The following is a 15,014-nucleotide window of genomic DNA, read 5'->3' as shown; positions in this document are numbered from 1 at the left end:
ATTGCTTCTAACTTTATTCCTCACTTCTAATTCCTTGCTTATAAATTTATTCGTAATTCCTAACTTCTCACTCCTCACTCAGCACTCAGCACTCAGCACTCACAACGCTCCCGCTGCTGTTTTATCAAGTACGCCTCCACCAAAGTGATAGGTGATATTCATCGCTTGCAGTACTGGTAAACCATCGATTCCAGCAGGGTAGTCGATAACACTAACTGCACCGTTCCCCTGGCGAAAACTCCAGAAGTTTTCCAGCGATAAACCCAGAATGTGACAAAGCAAGGTTTTGTTAGTAGCGTCATGAGCTACTACTAATACAGTTTTGAATTGATTATTTGATGCTGCTTGCAGAATTGATTGCCAAGCTGCAACACTACGCTCCCACACTTGTTGCAAATTCTCCCCTTCAGGCATTTGCACTTGCGTTGGTATCAGCCGCCATCGCTGCAATTCTCCCGGAAACTCTTGCTCTATCTCTGTTTCTAATTTTCCTTCCCAGAGACCATGACTGATTTCTCTTAAACCATCTTGCAATTCTAACTTGACATTCGGATGTTGTTTTAAGATAATCTCTGCTGTTTCTTTAGGGCGCAGCATTGTGCTACTGACAGCAAAATGAATCTCTACGTCTTGGAGAAATTCGCCTGCTTTTTGCGACTGTTGTCTACCGTTGTCGTTGAGGGGGACATCAATTTGACCTTGAAACCGGGTTTGGCGATTCCAGTCAGTTTCCCCATGACGCACTAGCAACAATCGTACTCCTTGATGATCCGGTCGCAATGAGGGTAAAGATTCTCCGGTGTGTTGCGTCTGATTTAAGGATTCTAGCTGGACTGGTTCGCCCAATCCTCCAGCAAAATTTAATACGGTGATGCCACAGTTAGATTGCTGTATTGAGTGGTAACGACTGGGAGGGATTCCTAGCGCTGTGCTAATCAGGGCGCGATTAATTCCGTTATGTCCCACGATGAGAATAGTTTCGCCTTGATGTTGAGACAAAATTTCTTGCCAAAACTGCCGTGCTTGTTCGTATAAAGCAAGAACAGGAAAGTGTTCTCTTGTTCCTTGTGCATCATTAAGCAGCATCCGCAGTTCGTCGGGACGTTGATGCCAAGTGCGGTAGTCTTCGGCAAATTTCTGCTTGACTTCAGAAGTTAGCAGTGCTTCCCATAAAGGTAGGTCGATTTCTAGCAGCAAATCAGAAACTTGGAGTACAGCAGATTGTTCAGCATGAGTCGCTAACTCACTATGGATAATATCTGCTGTGTGTTTCGCTCGTTGTAAGGGACTGCTGTAAATCGCATTAAATAAGATATTGCTGAGGGCTTTGCCTACTAGACTTGCATCGTTACGACCTTTTTCGGTTAATGTTGACGCATCAGTGCGTCCTTGGATACGCCGCTCGGTGTTATAACCGCTTTGACCGTGGCGCACAATGATGACACGAGTCATCTCAAAGCCCTCCTCTTATCTTGACGATTAATTTTACTGCAAAACGATTGCATAATTATCGACTCAGGAAGGCGGATTGAGTCAGGTGCAAAATTTTATTCTGTTAGAGGAGACAAAACGATTGGCTAAAACTGCCGTTGTCTGAACGATATTTTATAATAAAGCTGTTTTGATTTAAGTATAAATACAAGAGTTAAAATGATGTAGTCACAATATTGTAATTGTGCCTATTAAAATATTTAAGCTAGTAATGAAAAGTTTATAGCAAGGACTTTAGTGCTTAGAAAATTAAAGACTAAAGTCTTTACTACGAACTTGTTTACCTTACTAATTGAAACTTGACAAATTATCAGCAAACATTTTGGGCAAGGCATAATTAATTAAAACTACAACGTCAGCCTTTATACTTGCTTACTCTCTCCCTATATCTAACTGGACTTGCAATCCATCATTGTCACTGTCTGACTGAGCCGGTGTTAAGAAAATTGAAGTGTCTGGCTGTGATAATGATTCGTTAAAGCGGATTTTGGCTGGAGTTTTATTTTCTCTTCTATTATTACGGTTAGAAAGAGTTGCTGGATTAGTTTGCTCAAAAAAACTCCTAAAGTCATCTTGGGCTGTTTTCTTATCGATTCCAAGTAGAGAATCACCAGTTAATCTATATTGTCCGGGATTTGAGTTTGATGCTGGCAATTGAGCGTAGACTTGGCTTCCTAAGCTTGTAAAGGCTGCCGTAATCCCTAAGAAAGCAATAATTTTGGTGTTCATTTGTTTTATCCAAATTATTTTAATATTGCTTATCTATTATTCTCTGGAAAAAGTATTTTAATCAACTCTATCGTTAGGTTTAACTATAATAATGGTATTGTATAGATACTTAGCGTGTCAATGATTTTGGCTGTTGTAGGCATTAACAAGTTATAACTTTGGCATTTCTTTGGAAGTTAGATTATCTGGTTAAGTTTCTTAGCGATCGCAGTTACATTCATTGAGATATGCCAGGATGAAACCAGGGATATTTAACAATCGCAGTAGAGCGATCGCTTAGGTGAAGCTGTTTTAATTACCACTACTACAATTTTTGTTACAATCTTACAAATTTGTTACTAACAATAACAAGTTTAGTTACCATCACTACAATTTTTGTAACAAACATCATAATTTTCGTTACAATTTTACAAATTTAGTTACTATCACTACGATTTTCGTTATAAACATCATAGATTTAGTTAATATTGCTGAGTAAATTGTTACAATAAACACTAAAGTATGTGGATTTTACCCAACCAAAATTAGGCTTTAGTAAGGCAAGCTAGCTCTATAACACTTAAAAATAACATCATTATGCCTCGTCAAAAGCGTACATATCGCGTTCTAGAAAAAGCTGAATTGAGAATCGCCGGACTCAAAGCAATCGATCCCAGCATGGATTTTGGGGATGCTCGCAACTTGCAAAATGTCGCACAAGTTATTCAACAGTACCGCAGTAAAATAGATGCTTATAATACCACTCTGGCTGTGATTGACTCTTATAAAAGTGAGATGAAAGAGTTGGAAAAAACTTTGAGCGATCTGAGTGAAAAAATGCTCCTAGGAGTTGCTTTTAAGTACGGCAAAGATAGCCATGAATATCAGATGGCGGGTGGTGTTCGCAAAAGCGATCGCATCCGTAAAAGCAGAGCAACACGCTTGAGATCGATTTCAGAGGAAGCAGTTGCTAAGAATGCTACAACTGTATAAAAGCGTCCTAAAATTAAAGTCTGCCGCTACTGAAGCTTGTTTTTAGCAAGATTTTAGGCATGAACAAGAACTCCCGATCGGTGTCATACTTGAATTTTACATAGTTTTGTTGTCTAGAAAAGCAACAATGCAAAACTTTAGTGATTTTTATGCTGTGTATTTTACTTTAGTCATCAGAAACTTTACGTAAATCTATTGATGTGCCTATAAGTAAAGTCGGTAAAATTCATGAGGTTTAATAGATAAAAATTAACTAAAATTAGCTTTAAATAGCAGTCAATATCTGTTAAACCAAACAAATTTGTAATAACCGATCGATTGTTTATCAGCAACTATTGCTCAACATAACTTTATCCACTGATGAGCGACTTGAATAACCAAAGACTCAAACTCAAACTTCATCAGTTGCGTTTAGTTCCATATCTAGCAATTGGTTCTCTAATTTTTTATTTTAATTCCAACCTAGATTTAAACTACATAGTGAAAGGATATTTAGTCTTAATGGAATCTCAGTTATGTATAATCGTTATTTATTTTTTGACGGCAAAAATCACTAGCAAAACACATAAATAATCAAAAAAGGTCAAAAAATTTGGTTGTATTATATGCCAATAGATATTTATTAGAGTTAATTAAGGAAGTAAATGTTATGAAGACTAAATCTACAGCAATTATACTTTGCTTTTTTGGCGGGTGGCTGGGAATCCACAAATTTTATTTAGGAGAAAACGTAGCAGGTATTTTGTACTTATTGTTTTTTTGGACTTGTATTCCATCTTTAATAGCCTTTGTTGAGTTCTTCATCCTAGTTTTGATGCCAGATCCCGAATTCAATACAAAATATAATCAAGTTATCGCAAGCACAGGTGGAGCCGTCTCTGCAAAAGATGCAACCAGTGCATTAGCTGATTTAAAAACTCTTTTTGATTCTGGGATAATTACCGCAGAAGAGTATGAAGAAAAGCGCCAAAACCTTCTGAAATCTTTATAAATTAAAATCATTAGTCGATTTATGATCTCACAATCTAAATCTTGGTTTCAACAAACTCCTGCTTGGGTGTGGTTATCATTAATCCCGACATTCGGGGGATTTGCGATTGTCTATGCAGGTTATAAATCTAAGACGAAAACTTGGGTTGTTCTAGGAATTAGCATCTCTATTTTAGCTTTAGCTTTATCGGCAAATAGTTTAGCTTTTGCTGTCTGGATGGCTCAAATTGGTATTGCGTTCTATCTCAAGAAATCTTATTTAATCAAAAGTTATCCGAAGAATTTGCCAGTTCCAGAAGAACAAGAGTTAGCAAATTTAGTTGCGAATAGTCGTGATAAAATAGATATTAATGAATGCTCTAAACATGAATTAGTTAATTATTTAGGGCTACCGATAGTTTATGCAAATAACATCGAATCATTGATGAATGAGGGATATGTTTTTACTCATATAGAAGAGTTAATAGAAATAGCCGGAATTCCCGAAAAGCAGGTAACTCGCATTACACCACTGATTACTTTTGGCTACAACTACAAAAAAGAAGCTGATTTTTCTTGGAAACGATTAAACACATATTCAACTGATGAATTAATTACCTGTGGATTGGATGGTGCGATCGCAGAACAAATTGTTGCCGAAAGGCAGCAACGAGGTGAGTATAAATCATTGATTGATGTGAAGCAGCGCACTGGATTACCGTTTAATACTTATCGTCACATAGCCTAGACTCTCGATTATCCTGCCTTTTTGCAAGGAAGCTTCACAGTAAATCGACTACCTTTACCTAACTGACTTTCGGCGTGGACAGTTCCACCATGCAACTCGACAATTTTTTGCACCATTACTAATCCTAAACCAGTTCCCGAAGAACGATGGTTAGAGGCAGTTTCAACTTGCACAAAAGGTTGAAATAATTTAAAAAGGTCATCGGAAAGCATCCCAATACCAGTATCTACCACACTGATAAAGATATATTCATTGGTGGAACTTGGCTGGGCTTCAATCCAGACTTCGCCTCCTTCTTTAGTAAACTTGATCGCGTTAGTCAATAAGTTGATAAATACTTGGCGAATGCGGCGTTCATCGACTTGGATGGGTTCGAGTTCTTCAGGTATTTGTGCCCTCAGCCGGATATTTTTCTGGAAGGCTAAATCTTTGACAAAACTCAAGCAGAAGTCACATATTCCCTGAATCGAAGTAGCAGCTAGTTGCAGTTCTATTTTGCTGGATTCGGTGTCAGTAATGTCAAGGATTTGGTTAATTAATTCTAGTAGGTTCTTACCGCTAGATTCGAGGATATTTAAAGACTGGCGCTGTTCTTCACTTACAGGGCCGTACACTTGATCTTTGAGTGCCTCTGTGATTCCCAAAATTGAGTTTAAAGGAGTCCTCAGATCGTGGTTGATGTTTCCTAAAAAAGTTTTTCTAGCACGATTTGCGACTTCGGCGAGTTCTTTAGCCTCACCTAGCGCGGATTCTGCGCGTTTGCGATCGCATCCTTCTAAAGTTAAGGCGATAATTTCCGCGATTGAGCTAATAAAGTTTTGCTCGCTCAGTTCCCATTTCCGGGGAATATCAACTTGTTCAGATAATACTGTTCCCACCATTTTGCCCCCAACCCAAAGACTGGTATCAATTAGGGAGACAATATTATTTGGTTCGAGTAATTTATCCGATAATTCTTGTACCCGTGGATCGGTACGAGTGTCAGAGACGGCAATGGTACGAGAAGCCACTAAAGCTCTAAAGTAGATTAAATAATCTGCAAGGTTGCGTTCTAAACCTGCCGAATGTTTCTGATTGCTACGTTCATAGAGACTTATGCATTGTAGCTTCGTACGCTCGCTATTGAATAACCACACACTCACTCGTTCTACTTCTAAGGCATTGGCTGCTTTTTCTGTGATAACTTTGAATGCTGTTTCTAAATTTCCTTCAAAAATCGCTTTGTGATTTGCCAATTCTGTGAGTACTTGATAATACTGCCCCAGTTTTTGCTCACTGTTAATGCGTTCTTGAATCTCTTGCTGTAATTCTTGAGTTCGCTGCTTAACTTGCAGTTCTAAAGCTTCATTTTTGCTAATCAGTGCAGTAAAGGTTTTGCGTAAATATTGCGCCATCTCATTCAAAGATTCACCCAGCACCTCTAGTTCTTGAATGCCCTGCACTTTCACCACTGAGTCTTCACTGTTGGCAAAGTCAGTTAAATCTTTTGTCGCCGTGCTGAAGTACAAAATTGGCTGAGTAATCCACCGGGCGGTGACAATCCCCAATATAATCGCTAGTCCCAACACTCCCAAGCAGAGAAAAATGGTAGTTTGAATGTTGCGATTAATTTTTCCCATAAAGTCTGCTTCTGGGACAGCCACGATAATCAACCAGTTGACATTTGGTTCGCCTTGTAATGGTCTAACTTCTAAAAATTGTCGTTTGCCGTCAAAAGAAAAATCTAGTTGTTGTAAACTTTGAATTTGGTCAAAGTTATTAAATTTAGTTTTTAAGTATTTAGCAGTTGCTTGAGTCAAATAATTCCCACTTTGGGAAGCTTTCAACCTAATGGGCTTACCATTTTGGAAACGGAATGGTTCTTCAGTTGTAGAACTTGCAACTAATAGCCCCGATCGCTCCATAATAAAAATCTGTCCAGACTTGCCAACCTTGATGTTTTGCAGCAAATCCCCAATTTGTGATAAGTCAGTGAGAGTGCTGTTGACTCCGAGTAATACCCCTTGGGAGTTATAGATGGGAAGAGAAGCACTAATCAAGAGTGTTGGTTCAGTGCGGGGACTAAAAATCTGACTAAAGCTGAATTTTTTAGCGGTAACTGCTGTGAGATAATCAGGAAGCGATCGCGCATCATAGTTTTTGATCGCTTCTGGTAGTTGAGTACGTTCACCTTGAGAGTCAATTATGTAAGTGTAGAGGTCGTACCCAGTTGACTTTCCGGCTTTTCTGAGTAAAGATTGGCGATCGTTGATCTTCTCTACCGCTAGATATTCTTGCTGTTCATTGCTTGCAGTTATTGCCAACGCATCGGGAAAAATCTTTAACTGCTCTATTAAATATGACTCCCAGGTTGTCAGATTCTCTATCTTCAGCAACCCCATGTTAATCAAATTTTGATTACTGCGTAGTACCTGACGCGGCGTTGCTAAATAAGTCTGTAAATTCTGCTCGACTCGATTGCCAACTTCATGACGTAATTCGCTAGCTACCTCGTTGACTGCCTTTTGCCCGTTGCCGATTGATAAGTATGCAGTCAATCCCACAGCTAGCAAGATTTGCAGCAAAAACAACGCTACCAAAATGCGACTTAGAGGTACGCCTTTACACAGGGAAAAAACATTACCTTGCCCAGTATTTTTATTCATTTGCCCACTTTCCCTTCCTGTCCTGTATTACTGAGTACAACACCTCTAGTTTGCTGTCCTGTGGGCTTATGCATAGTTTGTACTCGGTCGGGTCAAGTGCCAATATACCACTTCTGGTAAAAGAACAAAACGTTACTTAACTGCACTGTAGATTTTACCAGCCAAAATATGACTAACGTCCATCATAAAGACAAAGACGCGATAATAATGCTTTCACCAATCTCATGGTACAGTGGCATTTGCAGTCAGCTTTGGCGCTGTGAGATTGGCTCAAACAAGCTTATCCTGAAACTTCAGCCCAACTGGTGCAAAAACTCAACTTAACTACAGAGCGTCTGCACCATTGGGCGGAAATTCAAGAGCGTCTATTTGTCAATTAAGCTGATGAAGCAGGTTGAATTGAGCAATTTGAAAGCTTTTTCCAGCTAGAAGACGTTAACCTTGCTGATTACGAACAGCGCAGCAAATCTCTGCAAGGTTTGCTAGGAATTGAAGCCACCAGGCCCAGCCATTAACGCTATTTTAGCTTGCGACCTCAATCAACCAACCGAAGCTTACACACACTTTCTGCGATCGCCTTTGGTAGACTTAGAGGATGTGAGACTGAACGCAGCCGAAGGAATTCACGCCGCCAGTGCTGGAGGAGTATGGCAAGCAGTAGTTTTCGGGTTTGGCGGCATTCGGATGACTCAATTTGGCCCCGTTGCCTGTCCCAATCTACCACCCAACTGGACGCGTTTAAAGTTTCGCCTGGAATGGCGTAACGAGTAGTATGACTTCGACTTAGGAACCGAAACAGAAGTTAAAGTTCCCGCGTTGGCAGATACACGCTCGAAAATTAGCTAAGTGATTTCTTGCACGAATCAATGAGCTTTCACCCTAAATCCCTCTCCCAAGGTCTACGGTGTACACACAAATCTTTTAAAGTTACTACGTAACGTAGGGTAGATTAATTTTTGCAAGTGGATGCAACAAAGGTGCAAGTCGATGCAATTAAGGTGCAAGTCAATGCAATTAAGGTGCAGGTCAACAACTTGTGTGTACACCGTAGCCTAAGGTAGAGGGACTTTGAAATTAGCTCCCCTTCTCCCAAATTGGGAGAAGGGGTTGAGGGATGAGAGCAATAAACACTGGTGTTGTAAAGTGAATTTTATCTAGTAATAGATGTATTAACATCTAAGTATGATTCAGTACAGAAAGTTTTTGTTCAGAAGATTTACGAGATGGGAACTCTAGCTAATAAGCTTAATTAAAGTATCCCACCCAACACTGCCAATCATGTCCCATTTTGCTCATTCCACATTGGGCCAATCTTCTTACCCTCGCTTAACTAGAAGCTTGAGTGCTGTTGAAAGTTGGGGCTTTGGTTTGACAGCTCATATTTCTTGGACAGCATTGGTTCCAGCGATTCATGCTGCTCTCGGTTCCCAAGCTATCTTTGTCTGGATACCTGCGGTAATTTTCGGAATGCTGCTTAATTATCAAGTAAAACGTTTAGGTATGCATTTCATCAATGTAGCTGGAGGAACACCTAACTATGCTACCAAGCTACTGCAAAACTACCCAGGACTAGCTCGTTATGCAGCAATTGGATACCTCCTCAATTGGGTTTCTTACCTGTCAGTGAATACAATCGTACTCAGAGATTTAATTAAAGTAAATTTGGAGGCGCTGGGTATTGCCTGTCCAGACATATTTCTGGATATTAGCTTTACACTGTTACCTTTTATCGTGGCGTTTAGTGGGACTCGCGCCCTGAGTATTTTACATTTGTTTTTTGTCATTCCAGCCTTTGGATTGCTAATGACCTTCTGCGTGCAAGGTCTTGGCTGGTTGGCGTTTTCTCCTGTTAGTCCTGGGTTTTTTCCTAGCAGTTGGTCATCTTTGAGCTTCGTGGATTGGGCAAAGTGGTTCTTTTTCGTCACTTACGCAACCTACAGCTGTGAAACAGCTTCTTCATTTGTTGCCGATAGCCGCAACCCCACTCAAACACTGCGGTTTCTAGACATTGCCGCCTGGATGATGCCACCCATCTTTTTGGGAGGGTCTTGGGTAGTAATGCGGTTGGCGACAAATCCCGACCTAAAAGACAATGCTTTCCTAAATCTTGTGGCAGCTTCCCTGCCCTTTTGGGGAAGATTTGCTGGTGTAAGTGTTTCTTTTTTGTTAGTAGCTGCAAGTCTTTTAGGTTCGGCAACGGTAGTTTCTAATTGCCCACGAATTTTGTATCAACTGGCTTTAGATAACCACATTTCACCAGTATTTTCTGTTGTCTCACGTCGGGGTGTGTTTGTCCCAGCATTGACGTTGACACTGGTGTTGTGCTTAATCTATCTGATTTGGGGAGATGTAGCGCGAATCGTCGCTGTTGGTAACATCGGTTGGTTTGTCTCCTTTATGTTACTGCATTTGGGGCTTTGGCTCCGGCGCGATCGCCCAGAAGTTTTATTTCCTCGCATATCTCTGGGCATTCTGCTGTTAGAAGTTGTGGTGCTCTTCGTGGGCGGATTTGCTTGGGGTTGGCTCAACTTGTTAATTGGGCTATTATTTCCCATTAGTGTTATGGGAATAGATGCGGTAATTCGCCGTGTGGATTTCCCTGCATTCCATCCTGATTGGTGGATGCGGCGATATCGCACACGCCCTGTAGTAATCATTAAAGATTCAGTAATTCTTCAGGTGAGCATCCTGATTTTTTTACTGTGCAGCGCCGTGGGAGTTGGCTGGTTATTTGGTGTCAAACTTAATAAAGTGGCAACTGCGGGCGGTGAGAATATATTTGTGGTGCTACTGATGAGCGTGGCATTTGTGGGAGTAGCGATCGCTTGTTGGACAAGTTTACCGCAAGTAGTAGCGATCGCAGAAGCAAGAGAAGCTGCCGAACACTTGTTTACTGTCGCCCAAGATGGTATTTTAGTTGTAGATAATCAAGGCATTATCCAGCAAGCTAACCCAGCCACCGAATCGTTTTTTGGTGTCAACCCATCTGAGTTGCCAGGAAATCACCTCAACAAATGGCTACCTGCATTAGTCTCCTATCCAGAGCAGTGGACAAAGCGTAGCGAACAAATTTTAATCGGTAATGGGAAAAACAAAACTCTGGAAGTTTCCATTTCAGACCGACCGCATCAGGATTTTCAGGAGTATGTTGTTATTCTCCACGACATTACCCAGCGCAAACAAGCAGAACAGATATTGCGATACTCAGAAGCACAATTGCGCCAAGAGGCCAAGCAGCTAGTATCTCAACTGGTGCATAGTGAAAAAATGTCAAGTTTGGGGCAGTTAGTAGCAGGTGTAGCGCACGAAATCAATAACCCAATCAATTTTATTTATGGCAATGTCGGCTATGCCAATCAATATATCCAAGATTTATTAAGATTGCTGCAACTATACCAGAAAAATTATCCTAATCCAGCAAAGGAAATTCAACAAGAAACAGAAGCGATCGACTTAGATTTCTTGATTGCAGACTTGCCCAACTTGCTCACTTCTATGACAGTTGGCGCAGAACGAATCACAGAAATTGTTTTATCTCTGCGAAACTTTTCTCGGTTAGATGACACAGAGATGAAAGCTGTGAATATCCATGAGGGTATAGATAATACATTGATGATTTTAGAACATCGCCTCAAACCTAAATCTAACAATCAAACAATTGAGGTGATTAAAGAGTACGGCGACTTGCCATTAGTAGGATGTTATGCTGGACAAATCAATCAAGTATTTATGAATCTTATCGCAAATGCGATCGATGCTTTAGAAGAGGCAGTAGAAAATGGTGAGTGGGAAGTAGGGGAAAAAGCGCTTTCTACTCCCCAGATAAGCATTCAGACTAAACTCACTAGCGAAGATCAGGTAGTTATTTGCATTGGCGACAATGGTATAGGCATTCCCGAAAAGGTACAAAAACGATTATTTGAACCATTTTTTACGACTAAACCAGTTAATAAAGGTACTGGGTTAGGTTTATCTATTAGTCATCAGATTATCACCCAAAAGCATCAGGGAAAATTACAATGTATTTCTGCTCCTGGAAAGGGGACAGAATTTGTAATTGTAATTCCGTTAAATCAGCAAGTTATCTAATTGTCAATATTATTATTTGACGTGGTTAAGTTTTCACCCTTAGCGTTGCTAGAATGTTAGGCTGAGATTTTCTCGCTAAACCGCCTGTATAGGCTGTTACCTAGAAAAAGTCTGGCTATTACTGCAATTTTGGTAGTGAGAAAAAGGATTTGGTCATGGCAAGAGATAGAGCTTATTGGGAAGCAGAGCAGCGTATTGAACAGGCACGGCAAGAGGGAGCAATAGAACTCGATCTCAGCAACATGGAACTTACCGAGCTGCCAGAGGCGATCGCATCCCTGACTGGATTGCAAGAGCTTGACCTTGACAATAACCAACTGACCGAACTGCCAGAAGCGATCGCATCTTTGACTGGGTTGCAACTACTTGACCTCCACAATAACCAACTGACCGAACTGCCAGAAGCGATCGCATCCCTGACTGGGTTGCAAAAGCTTGACCTCGACAACAACCAACTGACCGAACTGCCAGAAGTGATCGCATCCTTGACTGGGTTGCAACGGCTTTACCTCCGGAACAACCAACTGATCGAACTGCCAGAAGCGATCGCATCCCTGACTGGGTTGCAACAGCTTTTCCTCCAGAACAACCAACTGACTCAACTGCCAGAAGCGATCGCATCCTTGACTGGGTTGCAAGTGCTTGACCTCGACAACAACCAACTGATCGAACTGCCAGAAGCGATCGCATCCCTGACTGGGTTGCAAAAGCTTTACCTCAACAACAACCAACTGATTGAACTGCCAAAAAAGATCACATTCCTGACTGGGTTGCAAACGCTTTTCCTCTCCGACAACCAACTGACCGAACTGCCAGAAGCGATCGCATCCCTGACTCAGTTGCAAAAGCTTAACCTTGAAAACAACCAACTGACCCAACTGCCAAAAGCAATCGCATCCCTGACTCAGTTGCAAGTGCTTTACCTCCGGAACAACCCTCTTAACCCTGACCTTGCTGCTGCCTACGAACAAGGCACTGAAGCAGTCTTCCAATACCTGCGGGCAAAGGCAGAAGCACAAATAACTCTGAATGAAGCCAAACTGATCCTAATTGGCGAGGGTGAAGTGGGCAAGAGTTGTCTGTTAGGTGCATTGCGAGGAGATGAATGGGTAGATGGTCGCCCCACAACTCACGGAATTGAGATTAAGCCTGTAATCGTCACCAATCCCGATAGTGGCACAAAGATATCACTCAATGGTTGGGATTTTGGCGGTCAACGGGTTTATCGACCAACGCACCAGTTGTTTTTCAGTGCGCCAGCTGTGTATCTGGTTATCTGGAAACCACGGGAAGGCCCCCAGCAAGGCTTTGTCAAAGAGTGGATTACACTGATCAAAAATCGAGAACCAGATGCAAAGGTGTTGATAGTTGCAACGCACGGTGGCCCTGGACAGCGACAACCGGACATTAACAGACAAGAAATTCTCGATCAATTCGGCAAAGATACGGTAATCGATTTCTTCCATATAGACAGCAAACCCAACCAGGATACGACGGATTGCACTGGGCTTGCAGAATTAAAAAATGCTATTGCTGGTGTCGCTGCATCTCTTCCCGAAATGGGGCGTTCCGTTCCCGCCAAGTGGCAACGGGTGCGGGAAACCTTACAGACAAGTGACAAAGCCTATCTCCCCTACAATGATGTCATTGCCATCTGCGCTAAAGAGGGAATCGCTGAGGAGCAAGCAGAACTGTTCCTTCGCATCTCCCATATACTAGGGCATTTTATCCATTATCATAACGACTCAATACTACGCAATATCGTCATCCTCAAACCCGACTGGCTGGCAAAGGCGATCAGTTTCGTGCTGGATGATGAAGCGACACGCAGACGCAACGGTTTGGTGGAATTTGAGTATCTCAGTCAGTTGTGGAGCCATCCGCCGTTTGAAGGCGAGGAAGGCTACCCCTCAAAATTGCATCCAATCTTTCTGCGGCTGATGGAACGCTTTGATTTATCCTACAAAGTCGTATTCGAGCGGTCAGAAACTAGCAATACCAGCCTTATAGCTCAACTTGTTCCCGACACACGCCCGGAGAAATTCGCTACTAATTGGGGAGAACAACCGGAAGCGGGAGACAGACAACAGATGCAAATCTGCCGCATTGTAGACGATCGCGGACAGTTTGCAGTAGCAGAAGGATTATTTTACCAGTTGATTGTTCGGTTGCACAAATACTCACTGGGACGGGCAAATTACGAAGACAGCATCCACTGGCAACGGGGCTTAATGCTTGACAACGACTACAACGGTCGGGCATTACTAGAGTATATTGGCACAGATGTAAAAATCACAGTGCGAGCAGCTTATCCAGAAAGGTTCCTGTCCTATCTTACGGAAGAGATTAAATGGCTAGTCGAGAATTTCTGGGAAGGATTGCGTTGTAATGTGATGGTTCCCTGCATTGAAACTTGCGGTATGAATGTCCCTGGAAACGGACTGTTTGAAGTACAGAAACTAATTGAAAGCAAAAAGAAAAATCGTCATGAATTCCCGTGTCCCATTTCCGGGTGTGGCGAATGGCAAAACATAGACCGACTTCTAAATAACGCACCCACTACTCAACCTCCATTGCAAGAAATTGGCATTGAGCAGTTCCGATACATTGTAAAAGACGAGTTAAACATCATCCGCAAAGATTTGGTTATGTACGATCGCCTAGATCAAGCACGCTTTCAGGTATTATCTCAGGAGCAACGCACCATTTTAAGCCAGGTCGATCAGCAGTTTGCAGAACTGATGCAGATGCTCACCGATGAAGCCAAAGACGGCCCGCGCCTGTTCAGCTTTCAGCCTATCGATCCGAAATTTTTCGATCGCCCCAAATGGATGAGTGCCAAGTTTCAACTCACCCTCTGGTGTGAACACGCACGTCAACCACTTCCAGCCTTAAATCCCAACGACAAGAAAAAGGGAGTCTATGAATTAGACCTGCCGCGTGATTGGTTCACCAAGGCAGTCCCCTATCTCAGAATTTTGACCGGAACCCTAAGCCTAGTCTTACCTGTGGCAGGTTCAGCAACCAAATTTATACTGGATGATACCACTTACAAAGCCATTGAAGAACAACTCGATTTAGGACAGAAAAGCATCGAGTCTACTTTAAAGGGAAGTGATATGGCTTTGGCTGGAAAGTCCAAGAGCGATGCCTCCTTCTTGGAAGGCGATGCAATCCGCGCTCAAGGCTCGATTTTGCGAGAATTACACGCCTTATTGAAAGAAAAAGATCCTAGTTTTGGTGGTTTAGTGCGGGTGCAAAACAAACGCCGTGAATTTCTCTGGGTTCATCCTCAATTTGTAGATGAATATTAATTGACAACGGATATTAGAGCTATTTCGTAATTTTTTATCATTATACAGGAAACAGAG

Annotated in this window: 8 protein-coding genes and 1 pseudogene; 6 read left to right on the top strand and 3 right to left on the bottom strand. The window is 41.8% G+C overall.

Going from position 1 to position 15,014, the window contains the following annotated elements:
* Positions 1-99: 99 nt before the first annotated feature.
* Positions 100-1,452: a histidine phosphatase family protein gene (locus tag V7K44_RS32625; RefSeq protein WP_334938166.1), complete on the bottom strand. Its 1,353-nt coding sequence runs from the start codon at positions 1,450-1,452 to the stop codon at positions 100-102.
* Positions 1,453-1,863: 411 nt separating this feature from the next.
* Entirely contained in the window at positions 1,864-2,220 is a 357-nt protein-coding gene (locus V7K44_RS32620) for a hypothetical protein (protein ID WP_334938164.1), read from the bottom strand.
* A 576-nt stretch (positions 2,221-2,796) separates the two neighbouring features.
* On the opposite strand from V7K44_RS32620, the gene V7K44_RS32615 reads away from it, so the two are divergent.
* The 3 genes from V7K44_RS32615 to V7K44_RS32605 all read left to right on the top strand — a co-directional run bounded on the left by V7K44_RS32615 (position 2,797) and on the right by V7K44_RS32605 (position 4,909).
* The gene (locus tag V7K44_RS32615; RefSeq protein WP_334938162.1) at positions 2,797-3,192 is read left to right on the top strand and encodes a hypothetical protein; all 396 of its coding nucleotides are present in this window, start codon (positions 2,797-2,799) and stop codon (positions 3,190-3,192) included.
* 592 nt (positions 3,193-3,784) lie between these two features.
* Complete coding sequence (locus V7K44_RS32610) at positions 3,785-4,183, top strand: NINE protein (protein WP_334938160.1); 399 nt, start codon at positions 3,785-3,787, stop codon at positions 4,181-4,183.
* A gap of 21 nt (positions 4,184-4,204) precedes the next feature.
* Positions 4,205-4,909 carry a helix-hairpin-helix domain-containing protein gene (locus V7K44_RS32605; protein ID WP_334938158.1) on the top strand — a complete coding sequence of 235 codons (705 nt, stop codon included), beginning with the start codon at positions 4,205-4,207 and terminating at the stop codon, positions 4,907-4,909.
* An 8-nt stretch (positions 4,910-4,917) separates the two neighbouring features.
* On the opposite strand, the gene V7K44_RS32600 is transcribed toward V7K44_RS32605, so the two are convergent.
* Positions 4,918-7,554, bottom strand: coding sequence for a sensor histidine kinase (locus V7K44_RS32600; RefSeq protein ID WP_334938156.1), 2,637 nt, complete (start codon positions 7,552-7,554; stop codon positions 4,918-4,920).
* Between the two features lie 194 nt (positions 7,555-7,748).
* Here V7K44_RS32600 and V7K44_RS32595 point away from each other — a divergent pair.
* From V7K44_RS32595 to V7K44_RS32585, 3 genes and pseudogenes are all read left to right on the top strand, one after another.
* A pseudogene (locus V7K44_RS32595) lies at positions 7,749-8,325 on the top strand (beta-phosphoglucomutase); the annotation flags it as partial.
* 507 nt (positions 8,326-8,832) lie between these two features.
* The gene (locus V7K44_RS32590) at positions 8,833-11,643 is read left to right on the top strand and encodes an ATP-binding protein (protein WP_334938154.1); all 2,811 of its coding nucleotides are present in this window, start codon (positions 8,833-8,835) and stop codon (positions 11,641-11,643) included.
* Between the two features lie 155 nt (positions 11,644-11,798).
* Positions 11,799-14,957, top strand: coding sequence for a leucine-rich repeat domain-containing protein (locus V7K44_RS32585; protein WP_334938152.1), 3,159 nt, complete (start codon positions 11,799-11,801; stop codon positions 14,955-14,957).
* Positions 14,958-15,014: the final 57 nt, after the last annotated feature.

The organism is Nostoc sp., assembly GCF_036917235.1.
In the GTDB taxonomy this organism is placed as follows: domain Bacteria; phylum Cyanobacteriota; class Cyanobacteriia; order Cyanobacteriales; family Nostocaceae; genus Nostoc.
The sequence above is the reverse complement of the archived record's forward strand: the minus strand, read 5'-3'. Positions and strand labels throughout refer to the sequence as shown.